Below are 16,528 nucleotides of genomic sequence, written 5' to 3'. Positions count from 1 at the left end.
ACAACACGTATCGTAATAGCCCCTGCGGTGGGTCGCGTGGACACACCACGCCGGGGCGAGCGCCGTCGCTCCCGGGCTGTGAGTCGAACGAGAACGGACGCGTGTTGCAGTTACTGCGGTTCGTCCTGCTCGGCCGCGAACAGGTCGTCGACGGCGTCCTGTGCCGCGCGTGCGGCCTCGTCGGCGACCCGCTGTGCCTTCTCGTCGTCGGGCGCGTTCAGGTAGACGTCGACGTCGAGGACGCCCTCCTCGAAGCTGACGGTGACGTCGACGTCACGCACCGCGCTCTGTTTGTACCGCTCGAAGATGAGTCCCTCGGCGGCCTCCGACGCGGTCTGGACGACTTCCTCGTCCGTCGGCATCGCTTACGCGCCGCCAGCGCCGCCGGGGCCCATCGGACCGCCACCGGCGCCGCCCTGCAGCATCTGCTGGAGTTCCTGCTGGAGGTCCTCGAACTGCTCTTGCACGCGCGACTCCTGCTTGTTCAGCTGCTCGACGCGAATCTCGAGCGTGTCGACGCGGTCTTCGAGGCTCTCGTAGGCCTCGTCGTAGTCGGTCTCGACGAGCAGTTCGCCGACCTCGCGGTACATGACGGTGTCCTCGTCGATGTCGTCGAGGGCGTCGAGGGCGGTCTGTGCGTCGTTCAGTGTCGACTCGGCGGACTCCTTCTGGGCGGCGACTTTCTGGGCCGTCTCCTGGAGGTCCTGCAGTTCTTCGAGCTTCTCCTGCGCTTCCGGCGGTAGGCTTCCCTGCATACGCGAGGGGAAGGTATCCACCCTGAAAAAGCCCCGTATTCGTCCTCGTGAGACCCGAAATCGTGTGAGTCGTTCCCGTCGTTCGGTTCTGTGACCCGGGGGAGACGAGCGACGCCGTGGCCCCGCCGCGGCGGACGCTCGCCACCTGTCCCCGACCGCTCAGCCGGCCAGTTCGCAGACGTCCTCGGCGGTCTCGACGAGGCGGACCCACGTGTTGACACCCGCGCGGAGGGCGACGAGGTCGTGAGCGAACACGTCGACGCGAAGCGTCTCGCCGTCGCGGTTGACACGCGCCGTCGAACGGTCGTCGTCGATCTGACCCACCTCGACGGCGACGGCGTCACCGACGAGGCGAGCGCGCCGCTCGTCGTCGTACTCGAAGGACAAGCCGATGGTGTGGGGGTAGTCGTCGCCGGAGTGAGCCGTCGGCGTCACCGCACTCGGCTATTCGACGGGGACTTCCTTGACCGTCGGTGCGCGCTCTTTCAGGAGGACGCGGTGCCCGCAGAACGGACACCGGACGCCGCCGTACTCGTCCAGTTCGACATCACGCTTGCAGCGGGAACACTTGTAGCTCATCGTCGTCCTATTCGTCGCTCTCGGTGCTGAGCGCCGCGCGGATGGAGCGGGTGACCTGGCGGCCACCGGGCGTCTGGGGGCGGTACGCGCCGCCGGTGAACACCTCGCCGGTGCGCTCGTTCTTCCAGATACCCGTGCCGACGCGCGTGACGTCGTCGCCGTCGACCGTCGAGTCGCGCATCTCCGCTTCGATCTCCTTGACACGTCGGCGGGCCACGCGCCCGTACCGCGCGCCGAACCGGCCGGCACTCCCGACCTTGCTCGATTTGCTGTCGGCCATAGTGCTGCGAAGTACCCCGAGCGGAGGGATAAACCCTACGAGTCGTCGCGCCGCGCCTGTGACGGCGTCACACCCGCCACCCCGTCTCGTTCGCGCTCCCCTCAGCCGTCTTGCAACGCCTCGTCCCGGAGCGCCGCGTTGAGGTCCTCACGCACGCGCTCGCCGGTCTCGCGGTCCATCGCCGTGGTCACGACCCGGTTCTCCTGGACGCTGGAGCCGTCACGGAGGAGCAGTCGGACGTTGCCGTTCCCGTCCGCGCGCGTCACCTTCGCTCTGAGCCCCTTCCGCGAACTCATCCCGCCCGCTTCGATGGGGCCGGGGACGACCTTCTTCACGTGGGGGTGTTCGGCCACCACCCCGATGGCGCGTCGCCCCTCACGCCCGCCGATGAGCGTGGTGTGGCTCCCGCCGAGTTTCTCCTTCGGCGACGCCTCGACGACCTCGAGCGTGCGCTCACCACGTCTGGAGAGGACGGAGTCGACGGGGTCCGAGTCGTCTCGCACCCGAAAGACGTCGAGGTGTAACTGGGCGCGGACCTCACGGATGACGCGATGCTCCCCCGAGACGTACACCTCGTCGGGTCGCTTCCGGTGGATCTCGTCCGCCACGAGTCCGGCGAAGTTCCGGAGTTCGACGACGCCGTTTTCGCCCCCTTCCTCGGGGATGGTGGTGACGGTGAACTCCCCGACCACCCGTTCCTCGTCGAGCATCGTTAGCGTCGCCCGGTCTCTCGAGACGTCGACGACGACCGTGTCACAGTTGGCGGTGTCGCAGGTGAGACAGTAGTCGCCCGGACGCTCGATCGGGGACTCACACCGCCGACAGTTCATATCCCCCGTTCCGGGTGCGAGCGTAAAAGCCCGTCCGGTTCACTCCGCATCCACGCCCCCGCTCGCGTTCCCCGTCCGCTCGCCGTCGCTCTCAGAGCTCCAGGGGGTCCGTCTTCAGATACTCCCTGAGCACGACGGTCGCGTACGACCCCTTGGGGAGCGCGAAGTCGAACGTCGCCCCCTCGTCGTCCACCGTCGCGTCGAGCCGCGTCCGCACCAGCACGGCCCGGCGCGTCCCCGTCGAGTCGAACGCCCCCGGGAGCGAGAAGTCCGCCGGGGAGAGAGACAGTTCCGCCAGGACCTCCCGCTCGATGTCTCCCGGCTCTCCCTCGCCGAGTTCGGTCTCGGTCCCGACGAGCGGCGCGGTGACGAACGCCCGCCCGCGTGCGCAGTGTTTCCCCATGATGTCGACACGCCGTGCCGTGACGCGCTGCTCGCGACTCGTGTCGGGCACGGCGAAGTCCTCGTCCAGCGAGCGGTCGGCGAAACAGACCACGTCGCCCTCGACCGGGTGCGACAGCGGCAGCCCTCGCTCGAGGCGCTCGCTCACGATTCGGTTGAACACGTACGACTGCGCGGCGTTGACGAACAGTCGCTGGAGGTTGGACGGAACCGCCTCGAGCGCGTCTCTGAACCGGGCGTCCTCGTCCACGTCTTCGGTCTCACCGCTCCCCTCTGCCAGCCGGTGGAGCATCGACCGTTCGTACCGCAGATAGCCCGGCATGGCGTCGAGCGCTCGCTGCCAGTCGGGGTCGTCGCTCGCGGCCTCCTCGTCGACGATGGCGCGAGCGTCCTGGGTCGCCTCGGGTTCCGTGTCCGCCGGGTCGCCACAGTACGCGAGCACGGCCTCGCGCCACTCGCCGCGGACGACGTGGAGGCCGACGACGTGCGTGACGGGCCGGCGCGACCCGAACCGCTGGTGGCCGAAGTAGTTGGGGACGCCGACGCGTGCGCGCTCCCCCGTCCCGTCCACGAGGGCTGTGAGGTCGTCCGTCACAGCCGCGACTCGGCCGCGCGCCGTCTCGGTGTCACAGGCCAGGTCGCGCACCCTGATGGAGAACTCGTTGCCCGCGAGGTCGCCGAACTGGAGCGCGCGGCCGAGTCGGCCGACCACCTCGACGTCGGCGTTGTTCACGTCGGGGACGTCGTCCGCGGAGACGCCCTGCAGGGAGAACAGCTGGGTCGTCACCGCGTGTTTGTCCTTCGTGCCAGCCCACGAGACGCGCTCGCGGCTCATCCCCAGCGCGTCGGAGAGTCGCGCGGCGAAGTCGTTGGTGTCCCAGCCGTGCAGCGTCGCCCGGACGAGCAGGTGCGCGTAGTCGCCGACGTCGCTATCGGCCGGGGCGGCCTCGACCGTCTCGACCTCTTCGACCCGGAAGTCCGTCGGCTGCTCCCTGAGTCGCCCCCCGATTCCCTCGGCGTCGCTCGCGTACCACGCCATCCCGACCGTCCGCTCTCGCGGGTGAGCGTCACGCATCAGTACAGGGAGAGGTCGCCGGTCACGCGGTCGACCTCGTCGTCCTCGGCCGGGCCGACGGCGACTGCCGTGACCGTCCCCGGGTCGAGTTGCGTGTGGCCGGCGTCGCGGATGACCGCGTTGGGGAGGCCGAGCCGTTCGGCCTCCGAGGCGACGTCGAACACCGCCTGCTCGCCCGACAGCTTGAGGACGACCTTCTTCTGTCCCGACCCTTTCCACGCCTTCCGCGTCGCGTCGGAGGCGTCCTCGTACGCCGACAACGACGCGTGGGCGACCTGTGCGGCGAGCTTGCCCCGGCCCATGCCGAGGTCGGTCCGCGCCGCGATGGCTTGCTTCATACCATCCCTCCTCGGCCCGGGCTGAAGTCTCCTGCTATCCGCGCGCTCGTTCGACTCTCGTCGGGCTACGTGGCCGTCGAGTCGGTGAACGCCGTGGCGACGATGACGAGTTTGTCGTCGGGGAGTGCAGCCATCGATTTCGACTCGGGGAACGTCGTCCCGTCCGCCCGGCGGCCGACGCTCTCGCCCGCCCACTCGCCGTGCTCGTCGAGGTGTGGAAGCACCTCGGCGGTGATGAACTCGACTTCGGACTCGGGGTGGAGCCGTTCCCACGGCGTCCCGACGAGGTCGGCGTGCTCGTAGCCGTACAGGTCCAGATACGCCGCGTTCGCGTACTCGACACGGCCGTCAGCGTCGAGGATACAGATGCCGTCCCGGGCGGCCTCCAGGGCCGCCAGGCGCGTCTCGGTCTCTCTTTCGGCCCGTCGCCGTTCGACCTCGCGTTTGATGCGGACGCTGAGCTTGAGATAGTGGGTCGTCCTCGCGCCCTTCTGGATGTAGTCGTTCACGCCGGCCGAGATCGCCGCGGCCGCCACCGCCTCGTCTCCCTGTCCGGTGTAGAGGACGAACGGAAGTCGCGGGGCGACGTCCCTGACACGGGCGAGGAAGTCGAGTCCGTCGACGGTCGGCATGTCGTAATCGCTCAGAACGCACTCGATGCGGTCGTCACGCCGGAGGCGGTCGAGCGCCGCTGGCACACCTTCGGCCGGAATCACGCGGAGTTCCTCGTCGACCCGCTCGAGGAACTGCTTGACGAGCGCGAGGAAGTCCGGGTCGTCGTCGACGTGGAGGACGTGGATTCGTTCGGGAGGACCGTCCGTCACAGTTCTGTTCAGTGTGTGTGGACTGAAATATGTATTGCACTCGACACGTGTCGGGACGCCTTCCGACAGGTCCACGACGTGTTCCGTCCCGCGTCGTCGACACGAAAAACTAAATCCGCCCGTAACCGGCATCCCTGTATGATTCTCTCCGATACGGACCTGCTCGCGCGTCTGCACGAGGGCGACCTCGTCGTCGAACCGCTCGACGACGTCGACATGCAGGTCCAGCCGTCGAGTATCGACCTCCGTCTCGGCTCGGAGTTTCTCGAGTTCCAGCGGACGAACATCCCGTGTATTCATCCCAACCGCGAGGACGAGGTGTCGAAGTACGTCCGAGAGACCCACGTTCCCGAGGGCGAGGAGTTCATCCTCCACCCGGGCGATTTCGTCCTCGGGACGACCAAAGAGCGCGTCGAGATCCCGCCAGATCTGGTCGCTCACGTCGAGGGACGCTCGTCGCTCGGCCGACTCGCCATCGTCGTTCACGCGACGGCCGGGCTCTGTGATCCCGGGTACGAGGGACAGATCACGCTCGAACTCTCGAACCTCGGGAGCGCACCCGTCGCCCTCACGCCCGACATGCGCATCTCTCAGCTGACGTTCACCGAACTAACGTCGCCGGCGACGCGCCCGTACGGCACCGAACGGGGCTCGAAGTACCAGGGTCAGCGCGGACCGCAAGCGTCCCGAATCGGCGAGGACCCGGAGTTCGCCGACCGATGAAGTTCATCGAGGAGGTCGTCGTCGAGGAGTTCCTCCCGACGTTCCGCTCGATGCTCGCTGAGGACCTTCGCGCGCAGGGGCTCACCCAGAGCGAGGTTGCGTCCGTCCTGGGCATCAGCCAGAGCGCCGTCTCGAAGTACGCCCACGGCGAGGTCGCCCGCAACGACCGGGTCGCGACCGACGACCGGGTTCGCGAACTCGTGACCCGGGTCGGCGAGGGCCTCGCCAGCAGCGACATGACGCCGGTGCAGGCACTCGTCGAGAGCGAGATTCTCATCCGTCGGCTGGAGCGCGGCGACCTCCTCGCCGACCTCCACGAGGAGATGATGCCGGCGCTCGCGGATGTCGACCACGCGCGTATCCACGACCCCGACAGCGCGGTCCGGACCACAGAGCGCGTCCGCTCGTCCGTCAGACGTGGGATTCGGACGCTCACGAACGCCTCGGGCTTCTCCACGCTCATCCCCAACGTCGGCTCGAACCTCGTCGAGTGCCTCCCCGAGGCGACGGGGCTCGACGACGTCGCGGCGGTCCCTGGGCGCATCTTCGACGTGAAAGGGCAGGCGACGGTGCCCGGCGACCCCGAGTTCGGCGTGAGCGAGTACGTCGCGTCGGTCTTACTCGCCGCGCGCGAGTCCACGTCAGCGCGCGCCGCGGTCAACGTCCGGTACGACCCGGCGCTCGTCGAATCGCTCTCCGAGGCCGGCTACGTCTGTCTCGAGTTCTCGCCCGACGACGGTGACGAGGTCGATGGCGTCCGCGAGGTGCTCGCCGACGCCCCGGCGCTCACCGACGTGTTCGTCCTCTATCAGACCGGCGGCTACGGCATCGAGCCCATCACGTATCTCCTCGGCCCGGACGCGCCGACCGTCGCCGACTGCGTTCGCGACCTGCTGTGACCCGTCGCGCCGAGGGGGGCGTCGCCACGACGCAGGCGTTCTACTCCCGGTGGGCACGCCTGTACGACACCATCGCCCGCCGCGCTCCGGGCGTCCAGAGCCTCCGCGAGCGCGCCGCCGAGCGACTCGCCCCACCAGACGGCGGGGTCGTCGTCGACATGGGCTGTGGCACCGGTGCGAACCTCCCGTCTCTCGCCGCCCGGGTCGGCCCAGCGGGCCGTGTTCTCGGCGTCGACTTCACCCCCGGCGTCCTCGAAATCGCTCGCGACCGACGCCTGAACACGGTCGCAGGCGACTGTGAGCACGTCGGCGTGGTCCGCGGCGACGCCACCCGCCCGCCCGTCCGCGACGCCGACGCCGTCTTCGCCTCGTTCGTCTCGGGCATGCTCACAGACCCCGCGAGCGTCGTCCACGCGTGGGCCGACATCGTCGGGCCCGGTGGACGACTCGGCCTCCTCGACCTCGCGCGGAGCACTCACCCGGTCGGCCGCCCACTCAACGACGTCTTCCGCATCGTCGTTCGCGGCACCTCGCCGCCGGGGACCCGGTCTCGACTGGCGACGTCGCCGGCGGCGCTCCTCGACCGGCGGGTCGTCGCCGCCCACCGCGCGCTGTTCGACCGCTGTGTCGACGTCGAACACGAGACGCACGCGATGGGGTACGCCCGACTGAGCGTCGGGACCGTCGCCGACGCCGCGTAGACTCGGGATACGGGGCCTGTTTCGCCGGGTGTTGTAGTTTTTTGACCCACTCGCTCGTGTATCTGTCTGACATGGGCTACGTTGTCAAGATGCCGAAGCTGGGTATGGACATGGACCAGGGGACGATCGTCGAGTGGCTCGTCGACGAGGGCGACGAGGTCGAGTCCGGACAGGTCGTCGCCGAGATCGAGTCCGAGAAGACGACCGGCGAGATCAAGGTCCGCGAGGACGGGGTGCTCCACCGGATGCTCCTCGACGTCGGTGACAGCGTCGAACCCGGTGGCGACGTCGCCATCGTCGGTGGTCCCGACGAGGACGTCTCGGGACTCCTCGAGGGGGAGTCGGCGGCCGAACCCGACGCGGAGGCCGACACCGAAGACGAAGCGGCCGAGTCCGGTGACGGGCCGTCACCGCAGGCGGCGAGCTTCGACGGGCCGTCGGCGACCTCGACAGGTGGGTCGCAGTCGGCCGAGTCGGTGAAAGCGACGCCGCGGGCGAAAAAACGCGCCGAGGAACTGGACGTCGACCTCACGACCGTGGAGGGCACGGGACCACAGGGCGCGGTCTCGGAGGAGGACGTCGAAGCCGCTGCAGAGAGCGGTGGCGACGCCGGGTCGGTGAAGGCGACGCCGCGAGCGAAAAAGCGCGCCGAAGAGCTTGGCGTCGATCTCACGACTGTAGAGGGCACGGGTCCGCAGGGCGCGGTCTCGGAGGAGGACGTCGAAGCGGCCGCCGAGTCGGCGACGGCGGAGGCGGGCGCAGACGAGGAGCCGGCCGAGGTGTCGGCTGCCGAGGGCCGGGTCTTCGCCCCGCCGCGCGTCCGGCGGCTGGCTCGAGAACTGGGCGTCGACCTCGCGACCGTCGAGGGGTCCGGCCCCAGCGGGGCCATCACCGAGGCGGACGTCCGGGCGGCCGGGGACGGCGAAGTCGCCGAGGGTGAGGCCGCGGAGGCAGACGCCGCCGACGTCGGCACGCGGGACGAGGAGCGGCCACTGAGCGGGATGCGTCGGACCATCGCCAACCGACTGGGCCAAAGCGACAGGGAGGCGGTCCACGTCACGGAGCACCGCGGCGCCGACGCCGAGGAGTTGTTGGCGGCCGCCGACGCTGCGGACGACGCGCTCGACCCGAAGGTCACCGTCAACGACGTCCTCCTGCTGGCGCTGTCGGCCACGCTCGACGAGCACCCCGCGTTCAACGCAACCTTCGAAGAGGAGGTCCACCGCCTCCACCGGGCCCAGGACATCTGCGTCGCCATCGACATCGACGAGGGGCTCATCGCGCCCGTCGTCCGAAACGTGGGCGAACTCTCCCTGGCCGAACTCGCCCAGAAGCGCCGCGCGGTCACGGAGAAGTCGCTCTCGGGCGACTACACGATGGAGGACCTCTCGGGCGGGACGTTCACCGTCTCGAACCTCGGCGTTCTGGGCGTGGAGTCGTTCGACCCGGTCATCAACCCCCCGCAGGTCGCCATCCTCGGGGTGAACACCATCAAGGACGAGGTGGTCCCCATCGGCGACGACGAGGTCGGCGTCCGCAAGCGCATCTCGTTCGACCTCTCGTTCGACCACCGCATCGTCGACGGTGCCGACGCGGCGCGGTTCCTCGGGTCGCTGGTCGAACACGTCGAGAACCCCTGGCCGCTCGTCATCAGCGCGGGCGGGCGCTGACTGTCGGAATCGGTTCCTCTCGAAAAACACCTGCTGTGTGCGGCGGTCGACGGCCGCCTCACTCCGGATAGGTCCGGTCCGGTTCGGGCATCGCTTCGAGGTTCGTCGCCGTCTCGAAGATGACGCCGTTCAACTGTTCTTGCGTGTCGAAGTACCAGTACGGCGTCTCCCCGTACACACCACTCTGTATCACCGGCATCCCGGCCGCCTCGAACTCCTCGACGATGGCCTCGGTGTCGTCGAAGGCGAAGCAGGCGACGTGGTGGAGTCCCTCGCCGTGCTCGTCGAGGTGTTCGGTGTAGATGCTCGGCCCCTCCAGCGGTTCGATGAGTTCGATCATCGTGTCGCCGGCGTACGCCAGCGCGAGGACCATCGAGTAGTCGTGTGGCTCGCCCCGGAAGGTGGTGTCAGTCAGCGTCGGTGGCTCGAAGCGGAAAACGTCCCACGGGCCCATCCCGAGGATTCCGCCGAAGCGGTCCATCCCGTCGTCGATGTCTCGGACGACGAACGCGATCTGGGTGATCTCCGGAATCTCGATACCGAGGTCTGGCACGTCAGTGTCCATGCCACCCCTTCGACGTCAAGAAGAATATACTTCTACAAAACTATAATGATAGTTCAAAAACTTCTGAACGTCGAGCCGTCAGCGTCCCCCCCCCCACGAGGGGAGTCAGTGCCGCCGGAAGTAGCCGTCGCGTGCGGCGTGGTCGTACACCGCGTCGACGTCGACCACCCGGGGACCGTCCGCGACGGGACACACGTCGATGACGGCCTCTCTGAGCTCGAGTTCGCGCTCGCCGTCGACCGAGACGACGCCGCGGGGGAGTTCGAACGTCATGGGCTGGTCGTCGTCCAGCGGTTCCCACTCGCGGACGCCGAGGCGTTCGACGACGCCGGGGACGGTGATGGCGTCGACCTGTTCGGTACACTCGGCGGCCGGGCCGAGTCGGTAGCCGACGCCCCCCGGCTCGTCGGGCGGGTGGACCGTGAGACCGCCCGCGATGCCCGAGAGGCCGATCTCGGTGGGGAACGCCCGCGAGACCACACCGCCGATGATCTTCTCCGCGTCGAGGATGGCGCGGGTCCCGATGAACTTGTGATCGAGGATTCCGAGCGTCGCCAGTCCGCTGATTCGACGCTCACCGTTCGCCGTGTCGGCGACGGCCTCGACCATCCCGTGCTGGTAGGTCGTCTCCGACCGGGCCACCGCGCCCGTCGCGACGAGGGCGGCCGCACCCCCGGCGACGGTTCCGTCGATGGCGTTCGGGAAGACGTTGTTCGTCCCGGTCGAGACACTCACGAGCGGCACGTCACCCGAGGTGTGAGCGACGTCACGGTTGGTCCCGTCCCCACCGAGGACGACGATGGCGTCTGCCTCCTCGGCGAAGATCTCCGCCGCTCGTCTGGTGTCCTGGCCGTCGCCGCCGACGGTCATGTCGAGCAGGCTGATGTCAAGTTCGTCGGGACCGCGGTTGACGAGTTTCTGGCCGAGGCTCCCACGGTCGGGCATGACTAACACCTCGATGTCGTCCGCCAGCGTCAGTCCAGAGAGGACGCACTCGGCGGTCCGGCGTTTCTCGTAGTCGTCACTGACGCTCGCGCCGCCGGTGAGGCGGCGGATGTCACGTCCCGCGGCCGGGTTGACGACCAGACCGACAGTCGCGCCCACTCAGACCACGCGGTCGATTGCCGCGCGGACGTCGTCGGCGTGCGGGAGAATCTCCTCTTCGAGTGCCGGGCTGAACGGGATGTGAGTGTCCGAGACGCCGACGCGCTGGATGGGCGCGTCGAGGCTGAAGAAGCCTTCCTCCTGGACGCGCGCGACCACTTCGGCGTGGGTCCCGTACGAGAGGGGGCTCTCGTCGGCGACGACGAGGCGACCCGTCTTCTCGACGCTCTTCAGCAGGGTGTCGGTGTCCATCGGGTACAGCGACATGAGGTCGATGACCTCGACGCTCGTCTCACCCTCCAGCTCGTCGGCGAGTTGGAGCGACTCGCCGACCATCCGCTGGGTCGCGACGACGGTGACGTCTTCTCCCTCGCGCTCGACGCTCGCGGTGCCGAGCGGGATGGTGTAGTCCTCGCTGACGGGGACCTCGCCCTCCTGCTCGTAGATCTGCTTGTTCTCGAAGACGATGACCGGGTCGTTCGAGCGGATGGCGGCTTTGGTCAGACCCTTCGCCGCGTGCGCCGTGCCGGGTGCGACGGCCATGATGCCCGGGAGGTGGGCGAACCAGGTGTGGATGGTGCCGGAGTGTTGGCTCGCCGCACCCATCCCTCCACCTTCGGTGGTACGGATGGTGACGGGCATCTCCGTCTTCCCGCCGAACATGTAGCGGTTCTTCGCCATCTGGTTGAGGATCTGCTCGGAGCAGACGCCCATGAAGTCCGAGAACATGATCTCTACCACGGGGCGGGTCCCGGTCGCGGCCGCACCGACGGCCGCGCCGGTGAACCCGGCCTCGCTGATGGGTGTGTCCCGCACCCGTTTCTCGCCGAACTGTTCGACGAGGTCACCCGTCACGCCGAGGACGCCGCCGAAGCGGCCGACGTCTTCGCCCATGACATAGACGTCCTCGTCACGTTCCAGCTCTTCGCGAAGCGCCTGCCGGATGGCCTCGCGGACGGTCATCGTCTCGGTGTCGGAGAACCCCTCGCCGCTTGCGGTGTCAGTGCTCATTATCGCTCACCTCCGTCGGCGCGCATCCGCGCCGCGAAGTCGTTGATCTCGGGGACGGTCGCGTTGAACATGTCCTCGTACGCTTCGCTCGGGTCGGGGTAGTCGGCCTCCTTGGCCCGCTCGGCGTGTTCTTCGATCTCGGCTTCGATCTCGTCGCGCATCTCCTCGAACTCCGCTTGGGTGACCGTTCCCGCCTCGACGAGTCGGTTCTTGAACGTCTCGATGGCGTCGCGGTCCTTCCAGAGTTCGATGTCCTCCTCCGTGCGGTAGGGCTGGTGGTCGCCCTCGAAGTGGCCCTCGTACCGATACGTGTCGGCTTCGATGAACGTCGGTCCTTCGCCGTTGGCCGCGCGCTCGCGGGCCTCCTTCACGGCCTCGTAGACCGCGGTGACGTCCATCCCGTCGACGGTGAAGCCGGGGATGTCGTACGCTTCCGCCGTCGCCGAGAGGTGTTCGACGTTGTGCTGGTCTTCCATCGCCGTCGCCTCGCCGAAGTGGTTGTTCTCGACGACGAAGATGGCCGGGAGGTCCCACGTCGCGGCGAGGTTGATGCCCTCGTGGACCTGCCCCTGTGCGACGGCCCCGTCACCGAAGAACGCCAGGGCGACCTTGTCCTCGCCCTTGTAGTCGGCGGTCAGTGCCGCGCCTGTCGCCAGTGGCGGGCCCGCACCGACGATACCGTTCGCACCGAGCATCCCGGCGTCGACGTCGGCGATGTGCATCGACCCGCCCTTGCCGTTGCAGTAGCCGTCTCGCTTGCCGTAGAGCTCGGCCATCATCTTGTACGTGTCGAGCCCCTTCGCGATGCAGTGACCGTGCCCACGGTGTGTGCTCGTGATGTAGTCCTGTTCTTCCAACGCCGAGATGGCCCCGACGCCCACCGCTTCCTCGCCGATGTACAGGTGGACGAACCCCGGGAGTTCCCCGTCGGCGAACAACTCGCCCGCTTTCGTGTCAAACGCTCGAATAGTTAACATTCGACGGAGGATTTCTCGCTGTCCGTCCTCCGTTTCGATGTCTATGGATACCATACATCGGAATACTCCGCGGCAACCCTCATAATTGTTCGTATAACTAATATGTATCTGAAGTGTATATTCGTGTATTAAATACTCTCGAGCGGGGAACCACTGGCTGATATTCTATAGTAATATGTGGTGGGATATCCGTCCGTGCTCCCCCACCCTTCGCGCCGTCACGCACGACTGGCCAACCCTTTTCGGGTCACACCCCCTTCACTCGCTCATGCACGAGACGCCTGCGGTGGTTCGATGAACATGCTCGTCGACGGCGAGTGGCGCGTCGACGCCTACGAGTCGACGAACGACGAGGGCGAGTTCGACCGTCAAGCGACCTCCTTCCGGCGGTGGGTCGGCGGCGAGGCCGTTCGCGACGGTGCTGTCCCCGACCCGGACGCCGAGTTCCCCGTCGAAGCCGGCCGCTATCACCTCTACATCTGCCGGGCCTGTCCGTGGGCCCACCGCGCGGCGCTGACGCGGGCGCTGAAGGGGCTCGAAGACGTCGTCTCGCTCTCCCTGGTCGAACCGGTGCGAATCGACGATGGCTGGGAGTTCTCCGACGAGTACCCCGACCCGCTCTACGACGAACCGTATCTCCGCGACGTCTACACCCGTGCCGACCCTGACTTCACCGGACGGGTCACGGTTCCCGTGCTGTGGGACACAGATGAAGAGACCATCGTCAACAACGAGTCCCGAGAGATCATGCGGATGCTGAACGTCGCGTTCGACGACCTCGCGACCAGAGACGTCGACCTCTGGCCCGAGGGACACCGAGACGAGGTCGAACGGCTCATCGACGACGTGTACGACCCCATCAACAACGGCGTCTACCGCGCGGGCTTCGCCGGCACCCAGGCGGCGTACGACGAGGCGGTGAACGAACTGTTCGACGCGCTCGACCACTACGAGGAACTCCTGGACGACCGGCGCTACCTCGCCGGCGACGTCCTCACCGAGGCCGACCTCGCGATGTTCGTCACGCTCGTCCGCTTCGACCACGTCTACCACACCCACTTCAAGTGTAACCGGCGGGCCGTCCACGAGTACCCGAACCTCTGGAACTACACGAAGGAACTGTACCAGTTGCCCGGCGTCGAAGAGACGGTGAGCCTCCAGCACATCGTCGACCACTACTACGGGAGCCACGGCGACATCAACCCCTCCCGGCTGGTGGCGACCGGCCCCGACATCGACTTCACCGAACCGCACGACCGCGACCGACTCCCCGGCGGCCCGCCCACAGACCTGGCCGACGGTCCGGTGACGGCCGACGACTGAGCGGCGGCCAGGTGCTCGGGGCGCGGGGGCGTCGTCCTACGACGGTCACGCCCACCAGAGCGCGTGTGCGGTGAGTATCGCAGCCAGACCGAGGTCGAACAGTCCGAGTCTGACGAGCGTCGCACCCCCCCAGCGCTCTCCCGGCTGGGACGTCGCGGTCAGTCCGGCACCCGCGTTCAGGGCGTCGCTCGACGCGCTCCCGGACATCGCCCCGAACCCGGTCGCGATTGCAGCGACGGCGAACACGGCGAACAGGACGGTTCCAAACGTGGCTGACAGGACGGAGGCGAGGACGAACGCGACACCGGCTGCGACCACGGGATAGCACACGGCGTCTCGGACGACGACGAGTGCCACGCGGCGCGATTTCGTCTCGACCATGTGGGGACCCCCGTCGGCCGGCCGGAAAAGCGTGTGGCGCGGCGATACCCCTCGCGACCACCCCGACGCTTAACTCTCCCATCCACCTCCCTCCGCTATGCCCACACCGACCGCTCGGGTCCGCGACTGCTCTCGCTCTTCCATCCGGGTGATGTTCGACCTCGCACAGGCCACCGACCGGGACCTCGTCCGCCTCGAAGTCGGCGAACCGGACTTCGACACGCCCGAACACGTCATCGACGCCGCGGCGACCGCCGCCCGTGAGGGGGCGACCCACTACACGTCCAACGCCGGTCTCCCCGCCCTCCGCGCGGCCATCGCCGAGACGCTCGACCGCGACTTCTCGGTCCCGACCCGTCCCGACGACGTCCTCGTCACGACGGGCGGGATGGAGGCGCTTCACCTCGCCGTCCTCTCGATGGTGAACCCCGGCGAGGAACTCCTCGTTCCCTCGCCCGGGTGGCCGAACTACTGGACGCAGGCCCGTCTCGCCGACGGCGTCCCCCGAGCGGTCCCGATGCCGGCCGAGACCGGCTTCGACCTCGACGCCGCCCGGCTCATCGAGGCGATGGGCGCTGAGACGGCCGCCGTGATGCTCTGTCGTCCCTCCAACCCGACCGGCCGCGTCGCGGACGCCGACGCCGTTCGGGCCGTCGTCGAGGCCGCCGCCGACCACGACGCGTACGTCATCGCCGACGAGGTGTACCTCGCGCTCACCTACGACGGCGACTCCCGCGGGGTCGCGGGCCTGGTCGACGACGCCGACCACGTCGTCACGGTCGGCTCCTGCTCGAAGAGCCACGCGATGACCGGGTGGCGTGTCGGCTGGATGGCCGGCACGAACCCGGTGGTCGACGAGGCGACCAAAGTGAGAGAGTCGACGACGGCCTGTACCTCCAGCGTCGCTCAGCACGCCGCGCTCGCCGCGCTGACCGGACCACAGGAGCCGTTTCGGGAGATGTACGCCGCCTTCGAGGAGCGCCGTGACGCCGTGGTCGCCCGTGTCGACGACATCGACGGGCTCGACTGTCCCCGCCCCGAGGGTGCGTTCTACGCCTTCTTGGACGTCGACCTCCCGGGGACGAGTCTGGAGGTGGCGAAACGGCTCCTCACCGACTACGGTGTCGTCCTCGCCCCCGGCGGTGGCTTCGGCGACGCCGGCGAGGGTCGACTCCGGTTGAGCTTCGCCAACAGTCTCGACCGACTCCACGAGGGGTTCGACCGAATCGAACGGGCGCTCGCGGACGCCTGAGTCGGCCCCGACACCGGCCTCACCGCATCAACTCCCCGCCGTTGACGTTCAGGGTCTCCCCCGTCACGAAGGTCGCATCGCGCAGGTACGCGACCGCGTCGGCGATCTCGTCGGGACGACCGAACCGCCCGAGCGGAATCCGTTCGCGCGCTTGTCCTCTCTCCGCGTCGCTGCGGTCTGCGGTCATGTCCGTCTCGACGTGGCCCGGCGCGACGGCGTTCACCCGCACGTCGGGGGCGAAGTCACTCGCGTGACTCTTCGTCAGCGACACCAGCGCCCCCTTCGACGAGGCGTAGTGGCACTCGATGGCTGCGCCGGTGTACGCCAGGATGGAGGAGACGTTGGTGACCGAGGGGTCGTCCGCGGCGTCTCGGAGGTGTGTCAACGCCGCCTTCGTCACGTTGAACGCGCCGTTGACGTTCACGTCCATCACGTGGTCGAAGTCCGCGGGCGACAGCGCTTCGGTGTAGACGTGCTGGTCGATTCCAGCGTTGTTGACGACGTGGTCGAGGCCACCGAACGCCGTTCGGGTCTCCGCGACGAGGCGCGCCGCCGCGTCCGGGTCGCTCACGTCGACCCCGACGACGGTCGCTTCCTGGCCCAGGTCGCGGACGGTCCGGGCCACGTCGGCCGCGGCGGCCTCGCTGGTGTGGTAGTTCACGGCGACGTCGTAGCCGTCGCGTGCGAAGCGGGTGGCGATCGCGCGGCCGATTCCCCGGGAGGAACCGGTGACGAGTGCGGCTGGCATCGTCCCCTCCGACGAAGCCGTCCCACTTGGGCGTTCGTGCCCCGGGTGTCGACTGCGCGGACGCCCGTCCGCGGAGCCGACGCGTTCATCT

General features: G+C 68.3%; 21 protein-coding genes. 6 read left to right on the top strand and 15 right to left on the bottom strand.

The window, feature by feature from the left end:
* Positions 1 to 110 precede the first annotated feature (110 nt).
* The 9 genes from E6N53_RS12515 to E6N53_RS12475 form a co-directional block, all read right to left on the bottom strand.
* Entirely contained in the window at positions 111 to 362 is a 252-nt protein-coding gene (locus E6N53_RS12515; protein ID WP_136592137.1) for a DUF3194 domain-containing protein, read from the bottom strand.
* Positions 363 to 365: 3 nt separating this feature from the next.
* Positions 366 to 755 (bottom strand): prefoldin subunit beta, encoded by a 390-nt coding sequence (locus tag E6N53_RS12510; protein WP_136592136.1) that lies wholly within the window; start codon positions 753 to 755, stop codon positions 366 to 368.
* Between the two features lie 159 nt (positions 756 to 914).
* Positions 915 to 1,190, bottom strand: a complete 276-nt coding sequence (locus E6N53_RS12505) for a KEOPS complex subunit Pcc1 (RefSeq protein WP_136603444.1) — start codon at positions 1,188 to 1,190, stop codon at positions 915 to 917.
* A 9-nt stretch (positions 1,191 to 1,199) separates the two neighbouring features.
* Entirely contained in the window at positions 1,200 to 1,334 is a 135-nt protein-coding gene (locus E6N53_RS12500) for a DNA-directed RNA polymerase subunit P (protein ID WP_103424606.1), read from the bottom strand.
* Between the two features lie 7 nt (positions 1,335 to 1,341).
* On the bottom strand, positions 1,342 to 1,614 hold the full coding sequence (locus E6N53_RS12495; RefSeq protein WP_142859765.1) for an eL43 family ribosomal protein: 273 nt from the start codon (positions 1,612 to 1,614) through the stop codon (positions 1,342 to 1,344).
* 101 nt (positions 1,615 to 1,715) lie between these two features.
* Positions 1,716 to 2,444, bottom strand: a complete 729-nt coding sequence (locus E6N53_RS12490; RefSeq protein WP_136603443.1) for a DUF2103 domain-containing protein — start codon at positions 2,442 to 2,444, stop codon at positions 1,716 to 1,718.
* 91 nt (positions 2,445 to 2,535) lie between these two features.
* Positions 2,536 to 3,921, bottom strand: a complete 1,386-nt coding sequence (truD, locus tag E6N53_RS12485; RefSeq protein ID WP_142859763.1) for a tRNA pseudouridine(13) synthase TruD — start codon at positions 3,919 to 3,921, stop codon at positions 2,536 to 2,538.
* A complete protein-coding gene (gene pth2 / locus E6N53_RS12480; protein WP_136592131.1) occupies positions 3,921 to 4,259 on the bottom strand; it encodes a peptidyl-tRNA hydrolase Pth2 in 339 nt (112 codons plus the stop codon). The genes truD and pth2 overlap by 1 nt, the downstream gene beginning before the upstream one ends.
* Positions 4,260 to 4,324: 65 nt before the next feature.
* Positions 4,325 to 5,083 carry a response regulator gene (locus E6N53_RS12475; RefSeq protein WP_161596558.1) on the bottom strand — a complete coding sequence of 253 codons (759 nt, stop codon included), beginning with the start codon at positions 5,081 to 5,083 and terminating at the stop codon, positions 4,325 to 4,327.
* 138 nt (positions 5,084 to 5,221) lie between these two features.
* Between E6N53_RS12475 and dcd the strand changes: the two genes are divergently transcribed.
* The 4 genes from dcd (at position 5,222) to E6N53_RS12455 (ending at position 9,076) form a co-directional block, all read left to right on the top strand.
* Positions 5,222 to 5,806: a dCTP deaminase gene (gene dcd, locus E6N53_RS12470; RefSeq protein WP_136592129.1), complete on the top strand. Its 585-nt coding sequence runs from the start codon at positions 5,222 to 5,224 to the stop codon at positions 5,804 to 5,806.
* Entirely contained in the window at positions 5,803 to 6,705 is a 903-nt protein-coding gene (locus E6N53_RS12465; protein ID WP_142859757.1) for a thiamine-phosphate synthase family protein, read from the top strand. Before dcd ends, E6N53_RS12465 begins: the two co-directional genes overlap by 4 nt.
* Positions 6,702 to 7,406: a class I SAM-dependent methyltransferase gene (locus E6N53_RS12460; protein ID WP_236642350.1), complete on the top strand. Its 705-nt coding sequence runs from the start codon at positions 6,702 to 6,704 to the stop codon at positions 7,404 to 7,406. The genes E6N53_RS12465 and E6N53_RS12460 overlap by 4 nt, the downstream gene beginning before the upstream one ends.
* A gap of 71 nt (positions 7,407 to 7,477) precedes the next feature.
* A complete protein-coding gene (locus E6N53_RS12455) occupies positions 7,478 to 9,076 on the top strand; it encodes a 2-oxo acid dehydrogenase subunit E2 (protein ID WP_142859753.1) in 1,599 nt (532 codons plus the stop codon).
* 58 nt (positions 9,077 to 9,134) lie between these two features.
* On the opposite strand, the gene E6N53_RS12450 is transcribed toward E6N53_RS12455, so the two are convergent.
* The 4 genes from E6N53_RS12450 to E6N53_RS12435 form a co-directional block, all read right to left on the bottom strand.
* Positions 9,135 to 9,641 carry a VOC family protein gene (locus E6N53_RS12450; RefSeq protein WP_136592125.1) on the bottom strand — a complete coding sequence of 169 codons (507 nt, stop codon included), beginning with the start codon at positions 9,639 to 9,641 and terminating at the stop codon, positions 9,135 to 9,137.
* Between the two features lie 105 nt (positions 9,642 to 9,746).
* Positions 9,747 to 10,745: an NAD(+)/NADH kinase gene (locus E6N53_RS12445; protein ID WP_142859751.1), complete on the bottom strand. Its 999-nt coding sequence runs from the start codon at positions 10,743 to 10,745 to the stop codon at positions 9,747 to 9,749.
* On the bottom strand, positions 10,746 to 11,756 hold the full coding sequence (locus E6N53_RS12440) for an alpha-ketoacid dehydrogenase subunit beta (protein WP_136603435.1): 1,011 nt from the start codon (positions 11,754 to 11,756) through the stop codon (positions 10,746 to 10,748).
* The gene (locus E6N53_RS12435) at positions 11,756 to 12,787 is read right to left on the bottom strand and encodes a thiamine pyrophosphate-dependent dehydrogenase E1 component subunit alpha (protein ID WP_142859749.1); all 1,032 of its coding nucleotides are present in this window, start codon (positions 12,785 to 12,787) and stop codon (positions 11,756 to 11,758) included. The genes E6N53_RS12440 and E6N53_RS12435 overlap by 1 nt, the downstream gene beginning before the upstream one ends.
* A 240-nt stretch (positions 12,788 to 13,027) precedes the next feature.
* Between E6N53_RS12435 and E6N53_RS12430 the strand changes: the two genes are divergently transcribed.
* The gene (locus E6N53_RS12430; RefSeq protein ID WP_142859746.1) at positions 13,028 to 14,056 is read left to right on the top strand and encodes a glutathione S-transferase family protein; all 1,029 of its coding nucleotides are present in this window, start codon (positions 13,028 to 13,030) and stop codon (positions 14,054 to 14,056) included.
* A gap of 45 nt (positions 14,057 to 14,101) precedes the next feature.
* On the opposite strand, the gene E6N53_RS12425 is transcribed toward E6N53_RS12430, so the two are convergent.
* Positions 14,102 to 14,437: a hypothetical protein gene (locus E6N53_RS12425; RefSeq protein WP_136603432.1), complete on the bottom strand. Its 336-nt coding sequence runs from the start codon at positions 14,435 to 14,437 to the stop codon at positions 14,102 to 14,104.
* Positions 14,438 to 14,534: 97 nt separating this feature from the next.
* On the opposite strand from E6N53_RS12425, the gene E6N53_RS12420 reads away from it, so the two are divergent.
* Entirely contained in the window at positions 14,535 to 15,689 is a 1,155-nt protein-coding gene (locus E6N53_RS12420; protein ID WP_142859744.1) for a pyridoxal phosphate-dependent aminotransferase, read from the top strand.
* Positions 15,690 to 15,708: 19 nt separating this feature from the next.
* Here the strand turns inward: E6N53_RS12420 and E6N53_RS12415 are convergent, their stop codons facing one another.
* A complete protein-coding gene (locus E6N53_RS12415; protein WP_142859741.1) occupies positions 15,709 to 16,437 on the bottom strand; it encodes an SDR family NAD(P)-dependent oxidoreductase in 729 nt (242 codons plus the stop codon).
* Positions 16,438 to 16,528 lie beyond the last annotated feature (91 nt).

The sequence above is a fragment of the Salinigranum halophilum genome, assembly GCF_007004735.1.
GTDB classification, from domain to species: domain Archaea; phylum Halobacteriota; class Halobacteria; order Halobacteriales; family Haloferacaceae; genus Salinigranum; species Salinigranum halophilum.
This window is presented reverse-complemented; position numbering and strand designations above follow the sequence as displayed.

Bases quoted from the DNA above. Each gene is read 5' to 3' on its own strand.
- E6N53_RS12420 (WP_142859744.1), top strand. From the start codon at position 14,535: ATGCCCACACCGACCGCTCGGGTCCGCGACTGCTCTCGCTCTTCCATC.
- dcd (WP_136592129.1), top strand. From the start codon at position 5,222: ATGATTCTCTCCGATACGGACCTGCTCGCGCGTCTGCACGAGGGCGAC.
- E6N53_RS12440 (WP_136603435.1), bottom strand. From the start codon at position 11,756: ATGAGCACTGACACCGCAAGCGGCGAGGGGTTCTCCGACACCGAGACG.
- pth2 (WP_136592131.1), bottom strand. From the start codon at position 4,259: ATGAAGCAAGCCATCGCGGCGCGGACCGACCTCGGCATGGGCCGGGGC.
- E6N53_RS12510 (WP_136592136.1), bottom strand. From the start codon at position 755: ATGCAGGGAAGCCTACCGCCGGAAGCGCAGGAGAAGCTCGAAGAACTG.
- E6N53_RS12430 (WP_142859746.1), top strand. From the start codon at position 13,028: ATGAACATGCTCGTCGACGGCGAGTGGCGCGTCGACGCCTACGAGTCG.
- E6N53_RS12450 (WP_136592125.1), bottom strand. From the start codon at position 9,641: ATGGACACTGACGTGCCAGACCTCGGTATCGAGATTCCGGAGATCACC.
- truD (WP_142859763.1), bottom strand. From the start codon at position 3,921: ATGCGTGACGCTCACCCGCGAGAGCGGACGGTCGGGATGGCGTGGTAC.
- E6N53_RS12415 (WP_142859741.1), bottom strand. From the start codon at position 16,437: ATGCCAGCCGCACTCGTCACCGGTTCCTCCCGGGGAATCGGCCGCGCG.
- E6N53_RS12500 (WP_103424606.1), bottom strand. From the start codon at position 1,334: ATGAGCTACAAGTGTTCCCGCTGCAAGCGTGATGTCGAACTGGACGAG.
- E6N53_RS12490 (WP_136603443.1), bottom strand. From the start codon at position 2,444: ATGAACTGTCGGCGGTGTGAGTCCCCGATCGAGCGTCCGGGCGACTAC.
- E6N53_RS12455 (WP_142859753.1), top strand. From the start codon at position 7,478: ATGGGCTACGTTGTCAAGATGCCGAAGCTGGGTATGGACATGGACCAG.
- E6N53_RS12435 (WP_142859749.1), bottom strand. From the start codon at position 12,787: ATGGTATCCATAGACATCGAAACGGAGGACGGACAGCGAGAAATCCTC.
- E6N53_RS12425 (WP_136603432.1), bottom strand. From the start codon at position 14,437: ATGGTCGAGACGAAATCGCGCCGCGTGGCACTCGTCGTCGTCCGAGAC.
- E6N53_RS12495 (WP_142859765.1), bottom strand. From the start codon at position 1,614: ATGGCCGACAGCAAATCGAGCAAGGTCGGGAGTGCCGGCCGGTTCGGC.
- E6N53_RS12465 (WP_142859757.1), top strand. From the start codon at position 5,803: ATGAAGTTCATCGAGGAGGTCGTCGTCGAGGAGTTCCTCCCGACGTTC.
- E6N53_RS12515 (WP_136592137.1), bottom strand. From the start codon at position 362: ATGCCGACGGACGAGGAAGTCGTCCAGACCGCGTCGGAGGCCGCCGAG.